General features: G+C 40.4%; 20 protein-coding genes and 1 pseudogene. All 21 read left to right on the top strand.

The genetic code is table 11. From position 1 onward, the window contains the following. The first annotated feature begins 1 nt into the window (after window position 1). The 21 genes and pseudogenes from CGC64_RS18580 (at window position 2) to CGC64_RS18480 (ending at window position 18,595) form a co-directional block, all read left to right on the top strand. Complete coding sequence (locus CGC64_RS18580) at window positions 2-406, top strand: polysaccharide biosynthesis C-terminal domain-containing protein (protein WP_005678775.1); 405 nt, start codon at window positions 2-4, stop codon at window positions 404-406. Window positions 407-417: 11 nt separating this feature from the next. Beyond that, window positions 418-1,494: a CDP-glucose 4,6-dehydratase gene (rfbG, locus tag CGC64_RS18575; RefSeq protein WP_005678776.1), complete on the top strand. Its 1,077-nt coding sequence runs from the start codon at window positions 418-420 to the stop codon at window positions 1,492-1,494. Window positions 1,495-1,684: 190 nt separating this feature from the next. Next, window positions 1,685-2,491, top strand: a complete 807-nt coding sequence (locus CGC64_RS18565; RefSeq protein WP_317045756.1) for an acyltransferase family protein — start codon at window positions 1,685-1,687, stop codon at window positions 2,489-2,491. Then, complete coding sequence (locus CGC64_RS18560) at window positions 2,488-3,405, top strand: NAD-dependent epimerase/dehydratase family protein (protein ID WP_005678779.1); 918 nt, start codon at window positions 2,488-2,490, stop codon at window positions 3,403-3,405. Before CGC64_RS18565 ends, CGC64_RS18560 begins: the two co-directional genes overlap by 4 nt. Before the next feature lie 5 nt (window positions 3,406-3,410). Beyond that, entirely contained in the window at window positions 3,411-4,313 is a 903-nt protein-coding gene (locus CGC64_RS18555; protein WP_146109160.1) for a hypothetical protein, read from the top strand. Further along, window positions 4,297-5,505: a UDP-N-acetylglucosamine 4,6-dehydratase gene (locus tag CGC64_RS18550; protein WP_005678782.1), complete on the top strand. Its 1,209-nt coding sequence runs from the start codon at window positions 4,297-4,299 to the stop codon at window positions 5,503-5,505. Before CGC64_RS18555 ends, CGC64_RS18550 begins: the two co-directional genes overlap by 17 nt. Then, the gene (locus CGC64_RS18545) at window positions 5,505-6,083 is read left to right on the top strand and encodes an NUDIX hydrolase (protein ID WP_005678783.1); all 579 of its coding nucleotides are present in this window, start codon (window positions 5,505-5,507) and stop codon (window positions 6,081-6,083) included. Before CGC64_RS18550 ends, CGC64_RS18545 begins: the two co-directional genes overlap by 1 nt. Further along, window positions 6,058-7,200 (top strand): DegT/DnrJ/EryC1/StrS family aminotransferase, encoded by a 1,143-nt coding sequence (locus CGC64_RS18540; protein WP_005678784.1) that lies wholly within the window; start codon window positions 6,058-6,060, stop codon window positions 7,198-7,200. The genes CGC64_RS18545 and CGC64_RS18540 overlap by 26 nt, the downstream gene beginning before the upstream one ends. Before the next feature lie 83 nt (window positions 7,201-7,283). Continuing rightward, window positions 7,284-8,348, top strand: a complete 1,065-nt coding sequence (locus CGC64_RS18535; protein ID WP_005678785.1) for a sugar phosphate nucleotidyltransferase — start codon at window positions 7,284-7,286, stop codon at window positions 8,346-8,348. Window positions 8,349-8,355: 7 nt separating this feature from the next. Next, the gene (locus tag CGC64_RS18530; protein WP_005678786.1) at window positions 8,356-9,609 is read left to right on the top strand and encodes a glycosyltransferase family 4 protein; all 1,254 of its coding nucleotides are present in this window, start codon (window positions 8,356-8,358) and stop codon (window positions 9,607-9,609) included. Beyond that, the gene (locus CGC64_RS18525) at window positions 9,602-10,522 is read left to right on the top strand and encodes an ATP-grasp fold amidoligase family protein (protein ID WP_105094970.1); all 921 of its coding nucleotides are present in this window, start codon (window positions 9,602-9,604) and stop codon (window positions 10,520-10,522) included. Before CGC64_RS18530 ends, CGC64_RS18525 begins: the two co-directional genes overlap by 8 nt. Window positions 10,523-10,692: 170 nt before the next feature. Then, window positions 10,693-11,023 (top strand): annotated as a pseudogene (locus CGC64_RS19220) (hypothetical protein); the annotation flags it as partial. Window positions 11,024-11,276: 253 nt separating this feature from the next. Next, window positions 11,277-11,921 (top strand): WecB/TagA/CpsF family glycosyltransferase, encoded by a 645-nt coding sequence (locus CGC64_RS18515; protein ID WP_157448288.1) that lies wholly within the window; start codon window positions 11,277-11,279, stop codon window positions 11,919-11,921. After that, entirely contained in the window at window positions 11,914-13,053 is a 1,140-nt protein-coding gene (locus CGC64_RS18510) for a CapA family protein (protein WP_005678790.1), read from the top strand. The genes CGC64_RS18515 and CGC64_RS18510 overlap by 8 nt, the downstream gene beginning before the upstream one ends. Window positions 13,054-13,065: 12 nt before the next feature. Continuing rightward, complete coding sequence (locus CGC64_RS19315; protein ID WP_005678792.1) at window positions 13,066-13,647, top strand: acyltransferase; 582 nt, start codon at window positions 13,066-13,068, stop codon at window positions 13,645-13,647. Window positions 13,648-13,677: 30 nt separating this feature from the next. After that, on the top strand, window positions 13,678-14,844 hold the full coding sequence (locus CGC64_RS18500) for a carboxylate--amine ligase (RefSeq protein WP_005678794.1): 1,167 nt from the start codon (window positions 13,678-13,680) through the stop codon (window positions 14,842-14,844). A 6-nt stretch (window positions 14,845-14,850) separates the two neighbouring features. Then, a complete protein-coding gene (locus tag CGC64_RS18495) occupies window positions 14,851-15,726 on the top strand; it encodes an NAD-dependent epimerase/dehydratase family protein (RefSeq protein ID WP_005678795.1) in 876 nt (291 codons plus the stop codon). Window positions 15,727-16,193: 467 nt separating this feature from the next. Next, window positions 16,194-16,427, top strand: coding sequence for an endonuclease/exonuclease/phosphatase family protein (locus tag CGC64_RS19380; RefSeq protein ID WP_349897958.1), 234 nt, complete (start codon window positions 16,194-16,196; stop codon window positions 16,425-16,427). A 151-nt stretch (window positions 16,428-16,578) separates the two neighbouring features. After that, window positions 16,579-17,256: a PIG-L deacetylase family protein gene (locus CGC64_RS18490; protein WP_005678797.1), complete on the top strand. Its 678-nt coding sequence runs from the start codon at window positions 16,579-16,581 to the stop codon at window positions 17,254-17,256. A 1-nt stretch (window position 17,257) separates the two neighbouring features. Further along, window positions 17,258-17,911, top strand: a complete 654-nt coding sequence (locus tag CGC64_RS18485; RefSeq protein ID WP_005678798.1) for a sugar transferase — start codon at window positions 17,258-17,260, stop codon at window positions 17,909-17,911. Window positions 17,912-17,917: 6 nt separating this feature from the next. Then, window positions 17,918-18,595, top strand: a complete 678-nt coding sequence (locus CGC64_RS18480) for a PIG-L deacetylase family protein (protein WP_005678799.1) — start codon at window positions 17,918-17,920, stop codon at window positions 18,593-18,595. The last annotated feature ends 22 nt before the right edge of the window (window positions 18,596-18,617 follow it).

Genomic DNA, 18,617 nt, shown 5'->3' with positions numbered 1-18,617 from the left:
TATGAGCCAAATAGATAAAGTACATGTCATCCAGCGTAGATTGATTGCTGATGATAGAGGTTGGTTCTTGAAGGCTATTACAGGAACCGAGGAAGGCATTCCTTTACATACCGGTGAGGTCTATCTTACTATGGGAAAACCAGGACAAGCAAAGGGTGGACACTATCATCCAGAGGCTGTTGAGTGGTTTACTATTATTGGGGGAAGTGCTATCCTCAAACTGGAGGATATGGAGACCCATGAGCGCAAGGACATTGAGATGTCTCTTGAAAAGGCAATTACTGTTTTCATCCCCAATAATGTGGCTCATATTGTGGTGAACAATAGCGATAAGGATTTCATTCTTTTGGCTTACACAGACAAACTTTATAATCCAAAGGATACAATAGCATATACAATAGAATAAATAAGAAAGTTATGATTGACATATATAATGGCCTCTTTAAAGGTAAGAAAGTACTTGTAACAGGTCACACTGGCTTCAAAGGTTCTTGGCTTTGTATCTGGCTTCACGAACTTGGAGCTGAGGTAGTAGGTGTAGGTCTCGACCCATTCTCAGAGCGTGACAACTTTGTTCTTTCGGGCATCGGTAACAAGATCAAGGCAGACATTCGTACAGACATTCGTGATGGCAAGCGCATGAAGGAAATCTTTGCAGAATATCAGCCAGACATTGTCTTCCATTTAGCTGCTCAACCGCTCGTACGCCTATCGTACGAGATTCCAGTGGAGACCTACGAGGTGAACGTCATGGGTACCATCAACATCATGGAGGCTATTCGTGCCACCAAGAGCGTGAAGGTTGGTGTGATGATCACTACCGACAAGTGTTATGACAACTGCGAGCAGTTGGAGGGTTATGTTGAGACCGATCCATTCGGAGGTTACGATCCATATTCTTCTTCAAAGGGTGCTTGTGAGGTGGCAATCCAATCTTGGCGTCGTTCGTTCTTCAATCCTGTAGATTATGGCAAGAAGCATACCGTCAGCCTTGCATCAGTACGGGCTGGTAATGTAATTGGTGGTGGCGATTGGGCTAAGGATCGTATCATTCCAGATTGTATTCGTGCCCTCGAAACGACCAAAGTTATCGACATCCGCTCACCTGAGGCTGTTCGCCCATGGGAGCATGTTCTTGAACCTCTCTCTGGCTACATGTTGCTGGCTCAGAAGATGTGGGAAAACCCAACTGAATATTGCGAAGGTTGGAACTTCGGTCCAGAACAGGAGAGCGTATTAACTGTTTGGGAGATTGCTTCTGCTATCATTGAAAACTTCGGATTTGGTGAACTCAAAGATATATCAGATCCTAACGCGCTCCATGAGGCAAACCTCTTGATGCTGAACATTAACAAGGCAAAGACCCGCCTCGGTTGGTACCCTCGCTTAAATGCCAAGCAGACTGCTGTACTGACCTCAGATTGGTACAAGCGCTATAAGACAGAAAATGTATATGACCTCTGTGTAGAGGAGATTAACAAATTTATTGGTTAATGGCTGATTTCAGACTATCATACGTAGATACGGCAAAGTTTTTAGCAATATGGTTTGTGATTATCTCCCATAGTTGCATGAAATCAGGAATATGTTTCTTTTTGTTTGCTTTCCATGTGCAACTTTTCTTTATGTTGTATGGCTATGTACATAAAACAAAGAGAGAACAGAGTCTGATTCAATATCTAATGTGGGGGGTAAATTACTGGTTTACAGAGTGTTAGTTCCTTATTTTTTACTTGCATTTATATTCGGTGTTCAAATTTCCCCAAATTCCATTGTTCATATAGCGTATGGAAGTATTCAATCATTGGGTTTTATAACATCAACTCATCTTTGGTTTCTTCCTTGCTATTTTGTGGCAGTTTTATTATACAATTCGTTATCGATAGTTGGAGAGAAGGTCAAATGGTTAATGCCTGTAGGAGTTGTAACATTGACAATAATCTCTGTCTATTTCAGCAATGAAAGAGTACCCAAAATGGGAATGCCATTCGGGTTTAATGTAGCGTGTTCTGGTATTACCTTAATGTATATAGGTCATCTGATTCGAGTAATATTAGATAAATCCCACAAACTTATTGGGAATAAAATAGTATTATTAGGAAATACTGTTTTACTCATGTTATTTGGGATGCTTTTCTTTAATCTAAATGGTGGATGCAACCATTTAACTGCTATGTCTTATGGAAATTATGGTAACTATATTTATTTCATCTTGTCATCAGTCTTTCTTGGAAGTGCGACTTTGCTTATAGCAAAAATGATAGATAATTCGTTGTTTGCTAAGTATGGCAAGCTAACATTACCTATTTATGCATTCCACCTCCTTGTGGTAGGTGTAGTTAATATGACATATAATTATATCATAGCGCCTTATTTAGAGTCATATAATCTTCAAGCCATTGTCGTAGGAACCGTTTCTCTGATAGTCACTTGTGCAATAATTCCTGCTATTCGTACGATAGATTCAAATTTAATTGGTGAACATAAATGAAAATTTCTATCATTGGTGCTAACGGAATGCTTTCCGTTGCGCTCACAAAATATTATTATGCCAAAGAGGGCGTTACTGTAGATGTCTATGGTCTTGATGTACCAAAAGGCTACGAGTGTGATAATTTCTATCAAGTGAACCTCTTGAAGGATATACTTGACTACGATACACTTATCGCATCTGATGTAATCGTATATGCATCAGGTGCTGGCGTGCAGGCAGCCTTGCAGACAGACTCGTCTTTGATGTACTCTCTCAACGTGAGTGCGCCTATTGAGATCACACTGCAACTTAAGAAGCATGACTACAAGGGAATCTATGTATCCTTTGGTTCATACATGGAAATTGGTCTAAATAGCGAAGATGGTAAGGTCTTTTCTGAAGATGAGGTAATCTGCTCTACACTTCCTGTAACCAACGACTATGGTTTGAGTAAACGTCTCTATGGACGTTACATGAAGGATTTTTCCGCAGACTATACTTTCTATCACTTCATTCTTCCAAACATGTTCTCTGAGGATGATCTGAAACCAGGAACACGCCTTGTTCCTTATACCCTTCAGTATCTTCAGGATTACAATGCCGATAAGAACCCTCAGTCACCAAACTTTAGTGCAGGTCTCCAGACACGTCAGTTCATTACCCTTGAAGAGATGATAGAGACTGTAGATAAAGCTATCTGCAAACATATTGCTTCAGGTGTTTATAACATGGGTGGTGGTGAGTTTCTGAGCATCCGAAACCTTATCGAGCGACTCTTTGCCATCTATAACGTTCCTTGTAAAGATGAGTTCTTTGGTCAGGAAGTCCGCAGAGATGGTGACATCAAGAGCCTTTACATCGATGGCGGTAAGTTAATGAATGAATTGGGCTCTTTACCTAATTTAAAAATCGAGGACATTTTCAAAATATGATGAATATGGTAGAAACTCCGGTACTATATATCACATTTGCTCGTCCAGAATATGCGAGTCAATCTTTTGCAGCAATCAAAGCAGCAAAACCAAAGAAACTGTATTTCTACAGCAATAAAGCTCGAGATGATAAACCTGATGAAGTGAAGCGAAACCTCGAAATCCGCTCCTATATTAGTCAAATAAACTGGGAATGTGAGGTAATAACATGGTTCCGAGAAGAGTATGTTGATGTTTATACATCCTTATGGGGTGCGATAGACTGGTTATTTGATAATGAGGAGAGAGGAATAGTTATCGAAGAAGATTGTAAAGCTTCTCGTGCTTTTTTCGATTATGTTGATAAACTACTACCCAAATATGAGTGTAATCAACGTGTTTGGTTGATTAGTGGAGATAATTTTACACCTCAATATAACCCTTCTAATTTGGATTATTTCTTTTCTAAGAACATTCATATTTATGGCTGGGGTTCATGGAGAGATAGATGGAAAAGTATGGATAGAGAAATGAAAGATTGGCCTACTATAAAAAATACTGTATTAAAGAAATACTATGCTAATCCTATAGAATACATCTGGAGAAAGAAACTATTAAACAGAGTCTTTTGTAAGATGGACAAGTTCTATCCTTGGGATTTTGTATTTGAATATAATGTAATAGTCAATAATGGTCTTGCTGTCATACCTTGTATAAATATGGTTGAGGATATTGGTGTATCTGGAGTTCATCATACGGTACAATTGTCTATGAGCAATCCTGTAGATTTTGATAAAAAAGAGTTCCCAATTAATAAAGAGCCAATCGCAGTAGAAGCATGTTCAAAGTATGACTTCCTCCATTTCTTTTCGCATATAATGTTTCCGACAATAAAACGTAGATTGAAGAAATATGTTCAATTTAAATAAATTTATAGGTGACCATGTCACCTTCCGTTCAACCTCCATGTTCGAGGTGGACATTCAGGCAAATGCCGAGACTCTCACCCGCGAGATCAAGGGCAAGAAAGTGTGTGTAATTGGTGGTGCCGGCTCCATCGGTTCCAGTTTCATCAAGGCAGTTCTGCGTTTCGAACCAGCTTCGGTTGTTGTCGTTGACCTTAACGAGAACGGTCTTGCAGAACTCGTGCGTGACGTGCGTTCTACCGAAGGTCTCTTTGTTCCGGACGAGTTCCGTTGCTACACCCTCAATTTTGCCGACCCAATCTTCGAGCGCATCTTCCGTGAGGAGAAGGGCTTCGACATCGTTGCCAACTTCTCAGCTCACAAGCACGTTCGTTCCGAGAAGGACAAGTATTCCGTTCAGGCTCTCATCGAGAACAACGATATTAAGGCAAAGAAGCTGATGGACCTCTTGACCGTCTATCCTCCAAAGCACTTCTTCTGTGTTTCAACCGACAAGGCCGCAAATCCAGTCAACATCATGGGAGCCAGCAAGCGCATCATGGAGGATCTCGTGATGGCATACAATACTCACTTCAAGGTTACTACCGCACGTTTCGCCAATGTGGCTTTCTCTAACGGTTCGCTTCCTGACGGATGGATTCATCGTCTCCAGAAGAAGCAGCCACTTGCTGCTCCATCAGACGTAAAGCGCTATTTTGTTTCGCCTGAGGAGAGCGGCCAAATCTGTATGCTCGCATGTATCCTTGGCAATGGTGGCGAAGTCTTCTTCCCAAAACTTGGTGAAGACCAGATGCTCACTTTCTCTGCTATCTGTGATGATTTCGTAAAGGCAGAAGGCCTCACCAAGGTAGAGTGCGGCAACGATCCTGAAGCAAAGAAATATGCTGCCGAGATGGACTATGATACCGAGAACTATCCAGTCGTATACTTCAAGTCGGACACCACTGGAGAAAAGGCATACGAGGAGTTCTATGTCCCTGGCGAGAAGATCAACATGGAGCGGTTCTCTGCACTTGGTGTAGTAGAGCAAACCACCCGCAGAAACATGGAAGAGGTCAATACCTTCTTCACAGAGCTTGAGGGAATCTTCCAGTCAGCAAACTTCACGAAAGCCCAGGTGGTAGAGGCAATAAAGACCTTCATCCCTAACTTCGAACATGAGGAAAAGGGAAAGAACTTAGATCAGAAAATGTAATGAACTGGACCTTACTTAAAAGTGCTTACGCTTTTGTTTGTCCATGGCTCAAGGTTCGAAAAGATCATGTTATAATGCCTTCTGGAGTTGAGATGGATGATTTCTATGTTGTTGAAGCCAATGATTGGGTTAATGTTATTGCAATAACAGATGATGGTAATTTTATCATTGAAGAACAATATAGACATGGGGTACAAAAGGTCTGCTTTGAGCTACCTGCAAGAAATGTATCTGAAAGAGAACAACCTATTGATGCAGCAAAGAGGGAACTCCTTGAAGAGTCTGGATATGCAGGAGGCGAATGGACATATTTCGGTCAATTTATACCCAATACAAGTGGTATGAATAATACTTGCCATTCATTTATTGCAAAAGGTGTCAAGAAGGTTCAAGAAAAACAATTAGAAGAAACTGAAGATATTAAGATTCATTTAGTGACTCTTACAGAATTGAAAGAACTACTTGGTGACGAAAAGATAGTAGAAGCAGTTATGCAAGCGCCACTATACAAGTATTTATTAGAAATATCAACAGATTTAAATAATTACAATTATGGCTTATCAAATTCCTTTATTTAATCTGAACTTCGACGAGCGCGAAGCTCAGGCAGCTTACGACACTATCAAGTCTGGTTGGATCTCTACCGGTCCTAAGAACGCAGAACTCGAACAGATGTTCATCGACATGTGGAAGGTGAAGTATGCTGTCAGCATGTCCAACTGTACTGATTCACTCCATGTCTGCTGTATGGTTTGTGGCTTCGGCCCTGGCGATGAAGTTATCTGCCCATCACTCACTTTTGCTGCCAGCTGCAACTGCATCCGTTATGTAGGTGCAACTCCTATATTTGCTGACATCGTTGGTCCTAACCATATCAACATCGATCCTAAGGATATCGAGGCAAAGATCACTCCTCGCACCAAGGGTATCGTTGTTGTTCACATGGCTGGATTTCCTGCAGATATGGACGCTATCATGGAGATTGCTCGCAAGCACAACCTCAAAGTCATCGAGGATGCTTGCCATGGCCCTCTCTCTGAGTATAAAGGCAAGAAGCTTGGAACTATTGGCGATTGCGCTTCGTTCTCGTTCTTCTCAAACAAGAACATCTCTACCGGTGAGGGTGGTATGTTTATCACCAACAATGAGAAGATGGCAGCTAAGGCCCGTCTTATCCGTTCTCACGGCATGAGCACTATGTCTTACCAGCGAGCATCAGGTCACGCTACTGAGTACGATATCACTTGCCTCGGCTACAACTTCCGTATGGATGATATTCGTGCTGCCATCGCTATAGAGCAGCTCAAAAAGCTCCCGTGCGACTTAGAGACTCGTATTTCTGTCCGTAAGCGCTATGTAGAGCGTCTTACTAAGAATCCACGCATCGCTGTTCCATTTGCTGATTGCGAAGAGTTCACCTCTAACTACATCTTCCCAATCGTAATTCTCAATTCTACCAAAGAGAAGCGTAATACCCTTCGTGAGTATATTCATGCGGCAGGTATCCAAACTTCTGTTCACTATCCTGCAGCACACCACTTCTCTATTTACAAGGAGTTCGGCGCAGTCCTTCCACAGACCGATTACTGTACCGATAACGAGATAACTCTCCCAATGTATGCAGCTCTCACAATGGAGCAGGTTGACTTTATCTGTGATACAGTTGAGAAGGGCATTGTGGAAATCTACGGATAAATTCTATTTAATGTGTTCGAAGCGTTCGAGGGATTTGTGAGTATAACCTTTTGAACCTTCGAATCATTCATGGCAATAATATAATGAGCAATCTCAGAAAAATACAAGACTGGATCATTAGTGCTGACATCACAATGATTTCTGCTCTTAGGAAGATGGATGAGTGCCATACCAAACTCTTGTTTGTTTTTGATGGAGGCAGATTTGATTGTATCCTTACTATTGGCGACATCCAGCGTGCCATCATCAAGAATGTATTGATGACCACCAAAGTGAACAACATCCTTGATCGTGATAAGATTTATGCAAACGAAAGGGATGATATTGAAAACATCAAAGCAATTATGTTCAAGGAGCAGATTGACTGCATGCCTATCCTCAACGATAATGGAGAGATCATCCAGGTTCTCTTTTGGACAGATGTGTTTGAGGGTACTACTCAAGCTGAGGTTCGCGAAAAAATAGACTTGCCTGTAGTTATCATGGCAGGAGGTAAGGGTACTCGTTTAAAGCCAATCACCAACGTAATCCCTAAACCACTTGTACCAGTGGGCGACAAGACTATCCTTGAGGTTATTATGGATCAGTTTGAGGGTATTGGCTGTCATAAGTTCTATATGTCTGTCAACTACAAGGCAGATATGATGGAGTATTACCTTTCTCAGCTTGATCATAAGTACGATATTGAATTCTTCATGGAGGACAAGCCTCTTGGAACTATCGGTAGTGTATCGCTTTTGAAGGGAAAGATAACTACTCCATTCTTCGTGAGCAACTGTGATAGCATCAACGAACAGGACTATCGTGATGTGTACGACTATCATACCAACAACCATAATGATATGACTATTGTAACAATGGTTAAAAGTTTCAAGATTCCTTATGGTGTTATCGAAACAGGTGAAGACGGCTTGATGGTTAATTTGAAGGAAAAGCCAGAACATACCTATATGGTAAACTCTGGTGTATATATTCTCAATCCTGAATTGATTGATGAGATCCCCGAGGGAGAGTTCTTCCACATCACCCATTTGATGGAGAAAGTTAAGGCTTGTGGAGGTCGTGTCGGTTGCTTCCCTGTTAGTGAAGATTCATGGAAAGATATGGGTGAATGGCCCGAATATTTAAAAATGATAAAGGTATTGTAGTAAAATTATGGGAAAGAAGAAAGTCGTACTTTTGAGTATGTATTGGAGTTCGGATACCAAAGAGATGCTAGGGAGTAAACACTATTTCCGAGAACTTCAACCATGGGTTCAAGAAACAATAAATTTGTTTAAAAATAAGAATGATGTTGAATTGCATGTTGTAGCACCAAATTTTGCATCTAATACAGATGTAGATACCCAAAAAGATGGTATTTATTTCCACTTTTTTAATTATGCTCCAAAGTTCTTGTGTAGTTGCGTATTTCCGTTTGTAAGATTGTTCATAAAACACGATGAACCTCACAAAGTGGCAGAACGTACAGTTAACTTATTTACAGATTTTGCATTACCTAAAAAGAAGATTCCTGCAATTATTAACACAATAAATCCTGACTTAATCCATCTGTATGGATCTGAAAACCCAGACTATTCTGTTGGTATTCTTCCATATTTGGACTCAAAAATACCGGTTCTATTAAGTGTTCAAGGATATGCTTATTTGTTGAAGATGTCAACCAGCTATTTTTTAAACCAAAATGCTCGATATCGTATTAGGTATGAGAAAATGATTAATACTAAGGTTAAATATGTCACTAACTATGGTTTGGATTATGGTTTTGAGCCATTTGAAAACGGACAAAAAAAATATGTCCTGTCGGCTATAACCAAGATCCCACCTTTTGATTGCCATCAGATGGACAAGAAATATGATGTAGTATTCTATGCACGAATAAACAAAGACAAGGGTATTGAAGATCTTATTCAAGCTATATCATATCTAAAAAAGCAAGGAAGACACTTAAAAACAATTGTTGTCGGACGAGCTGTCGAAGAATATAAAGAACGTCTTGATAGACTTATAACCAAAGAAGATGTTGCAGATTTAATAGAGTTTACGGGATTCCTAGATAATCATGATGATGTATATAAAATTGCAGCAAGTTCAAAAGTGTTAGCATTTCCTTCACATAATGATGTTTCGCCCAACACAATACGCGAATCAATGTTTATGCATCTTCCAATAGTAGCGTATAGAGTTGGAGGTGTTCCATATTTCAATATCCGGAAAGAATGTCTTGATTTAGTTGAAGATGGCAATGTTGAAGCATTTGCAAATGAACTTGTGAAAATTATTGATAACGAAGAGTATAGAAAACAATTAACGGATAATGCCTACGAAGAAGCGGTAAACAATTATAACCCTGAAAGTATATACAATCAGGCTATCAACATATATAATGATATTTGGCAAAATGAATAATCCCTTTCATAAATATACAGAGAACTTTGGTTATAAAGTGCTTTGGGAACTAATAACAAGGACACATGTTGGCAGGTTACTGTCAGATAAACTGTATCTTAAAATCCAATATAGGCGTATATTGAGAGAGAAATTGAATCTGGATAATCCTCAAAAGTATAACGAGAAGCTTCAGTGGCTTAAACTATATAACAGAAGACCAGAATATACAGCACTGGTTGATAAGTACGAAGTAAAGCCAATAATAGCAAAACAGATAGGCGAAGAGCATATTATCAAAACTCTTGGTGTCTGGGATAATTTTGACGATATTGATTTCAATACGCTTCCAAATCAATTTGTGTTAAAATGCACTCACGATAGTGGAGGACTTGTTATATGCAAGGATAAATCTCAGTTGAATAAAATAGAAGCCAAAAGAAAAATAGAGGCTTCTTTAAAATCAAATTTCTTTTATTTCTCTAGAGAGTGGCCATATAAGGATGTCAAGCCTAGAATCATTGCAGAGGAATATATGGAAGATGAGACTGGAGAGTTGAAGGATTTTAAGTTCTTCTGTTTCAATGGTGAACCAAAGGCTTTATTTATTGCTTCTGATCGACAGGATAAAAACGAAGAGACAAAATTTGATTTCTTCGATATGGATTTCAAACATCTTCCATTCAGAGGAGGACACCCTAATGCAACTAAGCCGATACCATGTCCTAATGGTTTCGAAGAAATGAAAAGACTAGCTAAGATATTGTCTGCCGGCATGCCTCATGTCAGAGTCGACTTTTATGATATAGATGGTCATATTTATTTTGGAGAGATGACATTTTTTCATTGGAGTGGAATGGCTCCATTTGATCCTCAAGATTGGAACTGCAAATTTGGTGAATGGCTGAAACTCCCAGAAAAGTATAATTCATAAAGAATCTATCTAGATAGTATCTTAGATTATTAGATAAAATAATTTTCTTTATTTCGTAGGGTATGTGATAAAGTCCTACAAAACAGAGGATGAGGGCGTGAAGATATATTGACTGAATTGGTCAGCCGGATTTACCTACGCCTCAGAAAGCACTGGATGTGTTGAAGAAAGTGAATCGCATTCAAGGCTGTTATACTCCTATACCAATGAGAGTATTCTATACCGTTGCCAAATTTCCTGTAGATGATGTTGAGAAGTTCTGTGCTTGGTGTTTGTCTGATTTCTGTTATGTAGATGAGAAGACATTTAGTATAAAATCTTCGGGTATCAAAAAGTTACCTATAATGGGGGAGGTAATTATGATGGCTCCTACTAGGTTTCTATGCCAATCCGGAATTAGGAAAGAATCAGATACGACTTGTTTATGTGCTTTGCAAGGAGGACTTGCAGAGGACATTGATGATTTTGGAGAAAGCTATTGAAGAGTACAATAAACTATAATGGATAAGCAGGTATGATTGAATAGAGGAATCCGTCCTTCGGTCCTTCTGCTTGCTCAGGACAGGGGAAACTTAGGATGTATGGAGTGAAATCACTACCTAATTACAATAAACAATTATTAGATATGAATAATCAACAAGATTTCTTTAGAATTGGTTCTACTAAGATTTCAGTAACGAATCCTAAGGAGACCATAAACAAGATAACTGATGCTGTAGTTACAGGTAAAAGTGGTTATATCTGTGTATCTAACATGCGTATGATCCGTTTTGCCGGTAAGGATTACCAATACAAGAAATTGATGGATGGTAGTTTTATGAATCTGCCAGACGGTACTCCTTTGACTTGGCTTGGAAAAATGTGGGGATTGAAGAATATCGAGTGCACTAATGGTCCTGCTTTATTCATGAGTATGCTGAGTGAAGCTAATCCAAAGTGTAAGCATTATTTGCTTGGTGATACGGAGGATGTGATTGCAGATATCCTGAGGCTGAACAATGAGCAGTATCATGCCAACATAGTAGGTGCAGAGGCATTGCCATTCTGTGCAGTTGAGGAATTTGACTACAATGGGATTGCAAAGAGACTTGAAGGGTCCGGAGCTAATATCGTATGGACAGCTATGAGAGCACCTAAACAGGACCAGTTTGATCAGATACTATGCACTCATACCAATAAGGTGGTTGCTATTGGTGTGGGGCGTGCTTTCCGTTTGCTTACTGGTTCTGTACAAGGGGCTCCAAAGTGGGCTCAGAAGATGGGAATTGCTGGTGTTTTTACAAGAAAGGTAAGCTTAGGTAGTGCCCTTTGGTGGTATCTAGAAACATTCTTCTTCCTTGGTGCTTACGTAGTTCAGATTATGTTCAGAAGATTAACCGGCAAGAAGTATTATGAATAAAATATCGTTCATTGGTGATGTAATGTTAGGTCGTGTGATAGGACAACGCTATGGTAAGCAGAAGAATCCTATTGTAGAATCAACATTGCGTGACAAGATAAAAGAAGGAGCTGATTGGGTGTTTGCCAATCTGGAATCGCCTGTTGTTTATAAGTCACAAACCGAGGGAGATCACTTACAGTTTAGGGGTAATCCGGATACATTGGATGAGTTGAAGTGGATTGATGCTTTCATTCTTTCGAATAACCATATTACTGACTGTGGTACAGAGGGAATAACAGAGACTATTGAAATATTGGAGCAGAAAGGCTTCAAACACAATGGTATTTTCAATAGAGAATACGAGCCTTTTGTATTTGAGCAGAATGGTGAGAAGATTGCCGTTGTTGTAGCTACTGATATGCTGAATATCCCATTTGCCGAGGATTGTGAATGGAAAACTCTTCGTGTAGGCGATCAGGCGGTTATGGATGTGCTCCAGAAATATCATAACGAGGATTATTGTGTGATACTGTATGTCCATATAGGTATGTTGTTCACTCGTTACCCGAATCCGTTCACAAAGAATTATTTGCATGAGTGTGTGGATAATGGTGCTGACATTGTGGTAACAGTTCATTCACATTGCCTTGGTGGTATGGAGGTATATAAGGATAAACCAATATTCTACAGTCTGGGTGACTTCGTGATGGACGGTAATTCATTCAGAAGACGACAGTCGGCAGCATTGAAGCTGGAGATTGAAGGAAGAAAGGTTAAGGCATGGGACATCATACCGGCTATGATAGATATGAACTACTTGACTGTTTCCCCTGATTCCAAAACAGATGCAGAGATGCGTAAGAGTTTCGAAAAGGTGTCTGCTGATCTTAAAGTGCATGCTACAGATTATCAGAAGTTCTTCAAGATTCAGTATAAGAAAGAGATGCTCAGCCACACCATGAGTACTCTACATTTCCTGATGAAGCAGAGAGGTGTGAGTGGCATGTTGAAGATGGTGGGAATGCGTTTCGAGGAAGTATTGCGTATGTTTACATGGGTGTCGAAAGACCGCTCTAAAGACAGGCGTGATGATGATGCCATTAAAGCAGACAGAAAGAAATTCAAAGACGAAGATTTATTCAAACAGTAAACAATATACTATATGTTTGAACCACAGAGATATAAATATGTAAAACCATCAAGGGGCGAGCGTGTAAAAGAAATAATTTACACGTTGCTTTCGTCTACTTTCTGGAAATGGCGACTGAACCTTTGGGCTTACCAAGTGATAAACATGGCAAGTGACAGAAGGTATATGAAGGTGGGTAAGAATACCAATGTTCATCCAACGGCTATTATCCGTTACGGTCAGAATGTGAAGATAGGTGATAACTGTCTGATCAACCATAACAACCTGCTTCAGCCAGGAAAAGGTCCCAATGGTAGTATTACCATCGGTAACTATGTGCATACAGGTGTGAACGTGATGTTCATGGCTTTTAATCATGGGCTCTACACAACAGATGTTCCGACCAAGGAGCAGGACTATATGGATGCTCCTATTGTAGTGGAAGATGATGTGTGGGTTGGTGGTGGTAGTATTATACTCTCTGGTGTAACCATCGGTAAAGGTGCTGTCATAGCTGCTGGTGCTGTGGTAAATAAGGATGTGCCTCCATATGCTATTGTTGGTGGTGTGCCTGCAAAAGTGCTGAAGTATAGAGATGGTGCTGATGCAAAGTAAGGAATGTATAGAAAGTAAGAAAGGTTCTATATGAAGAAAGTTTTGATATTAGACGGAGGTGCTGCTCATGCTATGGCGATAGCAGAATGCCTGAAGAAAAGTGGGTATGAGGTAGCAGTAATCTGTGACGATAAGAATGAATATGGTTATCACACGAAGTTTGCCGATGAACGATATCTGGGTGTGAATAGCAACAAGAAGGAATATGCGGAGTTTATGCTCAAGTTTCTAAAGGAACATAAGTTTGATGTGTTGATTCCGACTAGTGATACTTCGGCAGAGTTTATGAGTTTCCATAAAGAGGAACTACAGAAATTGACGGGGGTAATGATGCCTTCGAGGGAGATTTTTGAGAAGGGTTATGATAAGAATAACCTGATGCATGTGTGTCAGAAGAATGGTTTTCCGTGTCCGAAAACTGTTGACTTGAAGGGATGGGATTGTTGTTCGGAAGATATTTTGAAAGATTTTTTTTATCCCGGACTATTGAAGCCAAACTTGACGAGTGGTGGCAGAGGAATGATCTTGGTGAATAACTTTGAGGAACTGAAGAATGTATATCCCGAGATACATGCTGGTTATGGAAACTGTCATCTGCAACAGTTTATAAAGGAGGGGGGCAGACAGGTGAAGGTGCAGATTATGACTGATATAAAAGGTGATGTGGCATATTCATCTGTGATTTGGAAGCAAAGGTATTATCCTGTAAATGGTGGATCGAGTTGCTGTAACGTGACAATTGACGATCCGGAGATTGCTACTATTTGTGGTAAAGTCTTGAAAACGATTGGTTGGGTTGGGTTTGCTGACTTTGACCTGATTGAGGACCCGCAGACGAAGCAGTTACTAATCATGGAAATCAACCCTCGAATTCCGGCATGTGTACGTTCGGCTTTTAAGAGCGGAATGGACTATGCAACTATGATTGCGGATATGACTGTAGGCAAACCATTACGTGAGTATAAGTATGAGAGTGGCAAGAGGTTACGTCATTTGGGCTTTGATGTGCTTTGGTTTCTCAAAAGTCATAACCGTTTCAGAACAACACCATCTTGGTTCAAGTTTTTTGGTAAAGATTTGTATTATCAAGATTGGATTTGTGGTGACTTTAAGGCTTTCCTTATGGGAAGTTGGGGGAACTTCAAGAAGCAGATGGATTCGGAGTTTCGTAAGGCAAAATCGGGTGTAAAAAGATAAACGAATATGAAAAAAGTATTGATTACTGGAGCCAACAGTTTTGTTGGTACTAGTATAGAAAAGTGGTTGATGAAAACACCTGAGGAATTTCAGGTGGATACTGTTGACACGATGAATGGTGTATGGAAGACTACTGATTTTACGAAGTATGATGCAGTTTTTCATGTAGCTGGTATTGCTCACGTTGATCCAAAACCAGAGATGAAGTCTCTTTACTATAGGGTGAATACTGACCTTACAGTAGAGATCGCAATATGGGCAAAAGAACATGGTGTTAAGCAGTTTATCTTTATGAGTAGCGGTATTGTGTATAAGGCTTCTAAATCGCTGAAAGGTGATATAAAAACTATGGACACAAAGCCATGCCCTAATGACTTCTATGGTGACAGCAAGCTGCAAGCTGAAATCGGTTTGAATAAGTTGGATTGTTCCACTTTCAAAGTGTGCATCTTGCGTCCACCAATGATTTATGGTGTTGGAAACAAGGGAAATCTTCCTCGTCTCGGATGGTTGGCTACAAAGACCCCTATCTTCCCAGCTTGGCACAATAAGCGTTCTATGTTGTATGTGGATAATCTTGCAGAATTTGTAAAGCAATGTGTCTTGCGTGAAATGGTAGGAACATTCTTTCCCCAAAATGCGGAATACTCAGATACAGTCGAGATTGTGCGTCAGTTTGCCAAGGAACATGGTCATAAAATTTGGATTAGCCGAATCTTCAATCCATTGGTATGGTTGAGTGCTATGTTCTTAAAGCCGATATGCAAGATGTTCGCAGATTCGTATTACGTTCAAGAAATGAGCAAGTATGATTTCGATTATCAGTTGGTTTCTTTTGAAGAATCAATCAAGGGACTGGATATTAGGAAAACTATGAAGTAACCTCCATGACAAAAATGGATCACATATTTTTACATTACTTAGGCCGTTATTAGTGCTGATGAGGGTACTACGTAGTTACTATGTTTTAGTTGCATATTTGAAAGGAGTGAGAGGGGGATTATGCGGAGAAATGATATGTTTGCTCTTATCTACTGTTGTGCTATTACCTTTTTTCGGTATATCTGAATGCCCATAATGAGGTAATTGCTTTTATCTATTTGCTAGTAATAACGATTATAATCTTAGAGTTCAGACTTTTAATATCCACTCTTTGGTTGGAGTTTGATACACAGATGTGAGATAAAAATTGGAAGTGGGTATGTACGGTTGTTTATGTGCCATTTAGTAAGCAGTAATAAGGTGGACAAAGGTATTGAGGAAACTGAAGAAGAGAGCTCAGAAGATGGAGAAGATATTAGTCAGGATATAAATAAAGCCAAGAGAAAAGTCTGCGAGAGATAAAACTGATGTGTAGCCAACTGGATATAATAAAATTCCCCCCTATTGTAATGGGTGACATGAATGACTTCTTGCACTCGCATATCTTTCTTGGTGGGGAGAATGGCTGTGGTTATGGTGTTACCTACAAGTATAAATGGCTGAGGCTCTGTATAGATCACATCTTCTATTGTTCTGAAACGATTATGACTTCAGAAGAATTACACCTACATCAATTAAGGTTGTGGATAGTAGAAAATTAAGTGGTCATAAAGTGTTGGTAGCTGAGTTCGAAATAAAGAATTTATATGCGGGTATGATGAGCTTTTTGTGAATAAATCCTACCTGCTACAAACTGTAAAAGTCAAAAATGGATGTGTTTGGCTAATTGTTTTTAGTAAATCCAATAAATTTATGAAATATCTTTTAGTAGTAGCTCATTCTGATGATGAAACATTGGGTGCTGGTGCATCTATGTATAAGTGGTCCCATAATGGTAATACTGTTGACGTGTGTATTATGTGCACGGAGGCGAAGGCGCGTGTCTTCCGTCCGGAGGACAATGAGTTGGAAGACGATATGAATACATCGAACAAGTTCCTAGGAGTGAATAAAATTTACAAAGAAACGTTCCCTAATATTGAGATGAATACTGTACCACATCTCAAGTTGGTGCAGTTCATTGAGTCGGCTATTAAAGAGAGTGAGCCAGATATCATTATTACACATCATCCTGCTGATACCAATAATGATCATCTTCAGATTTCTATGGCATGTCAGGAGGCAATCCGTTTATTTCAACGCAGACCTGAGGTTAAGAGGGTTAAAGAGTTTTGGTACATGGAGGTTCCGAGTTGTACAGAGTGGAAGATAAACAATGCTATGAACTCGTTCCGTCCAAATATATACGTTGAGGTAGGCTTGGAAGGTGCTGAGGCTAAGTGCAAGGCATTAAGCATGTATCGTGGTGTGATGCGTCCTTATCCGCATCCTCGTAGCAATGAGTATATTATTGGACTGGCTGCTATCCGTGGGTCGGAATGGGGCTGCAATTATGCTGAGGCGTTTGAAACTGTAGTAAGACTTTATTGATATGGTGTACAGAATTGTTAAGCGCGTGTTCGACTTCACGTGTGCATTGATTGGTATCATCGGTACTTCACCCATTTGGCTGTTCTCGATTATTGCTACATTGATTAGCGATTGGGGACCGCTGTTCTATTTCGCTAACCGTGTGGGTAAGGACAATAAGAAGTTCAAGATGTGGAAGTTCCGATCGATGCGTGTGGCTCGTGGGGCAAATGAGGCTTCACTTCGTCCAGATCAGGATCGAATCTTCTGGTGGGGTAAGATCATGCGCAGGTTGAAGATTGATGAGTTGCCTCAGTTGATGAACATCCTGAATGGAACGATGTCAATTGTGGGCCCTCGTCCTGCAGCTGTTGATCAGGTGGACATTACCCGTGGTGGCGCGAATGCGATTGCTGCTACCGTTCCATGCGGTCTGACTTCTCAGTCTAGTCTGTGGGATTACATCTATGGCGATCAGTTCCCCGATGAGGAGGAATATAACGAGAAGGTGCTGCCTATCCGTCTGAAGTTGGATATGTATTACGTGAAGCACGCTTCGTTCTTTGGTGACATCAAGTTGATTATCTGGACTATATTGGCTATCCTCTATACTGCATGTGGCAAGTATCCACAGTGGATGCATGAAAAATTGGTTGATTATTCAAAAACGGTATAAAATAATATGAAATACTTACTTGTAGTAGCTCATCCTGATGATGAGACTCTTGGCGCTGGCGCGTCGATGTGGAAGTGGGCACGTGAGGGCCATACTGTGGATGTGTGCATCATGTGTACCGAAGCGAAGGCTCGTGCTTTTCGTCCGGAGGATAATGAACTGGAGGATGATACTAATGCCTCTAACAAGTTCCTTGGTGTGAACAGAATCTATGAGGGAACGTTCCCTAACATCCAGATGAATACGGTGCCTCATCTGAAGCTGGTGCAGTTCATCGAGGCTGCCATCAAGGAGAGTGAGCCGGATGTGATCATCACTCACCATCCTGCGGACACGAACAACGACCATCTGCAGACCTCGATGGCATGTCAGGAGGCTATCCGCCTCTTCCAGCGTCGTCCAGAGGTGAAGCGCGTGAAGGAGTTCTGGTATATGGAGGTGCCTTCATGTACGGAATGGAAGATAAACAACGCGATGAATACCTTCAACCCTAACTGTTATGTAGAGGTGGGTAAGGAGGGTGTCGAGGCAAAGATTAAGGCGCTCTCGATGTACCGTGGCGTGATGCGTCCATATCCACATCCTCGTTCGGCTGAGTACATCACTGGTCTCGCTGCTATGCGTGGTGGTCAGTGGGGCATGAACTATGCCGAGGCGTTTGAAGTCGTACTCCGAGCATATTAATTTTCTGAAAACTAACTTTATT

This window comes from Bacteroides caccae (genome assembly GCF_002222615.2).
Lineage (GTDB): Bacteria > Bacteroidota > Bacteroidia > Bacteroidales > Bacteroidaceae > Bacteroides > Bacteroides caccae.
The sequence above is the reverse complement of the archived record's forward strand: the minus strand, read 5'-3'. Positions and strand labels throughout refer to the sequence as shown.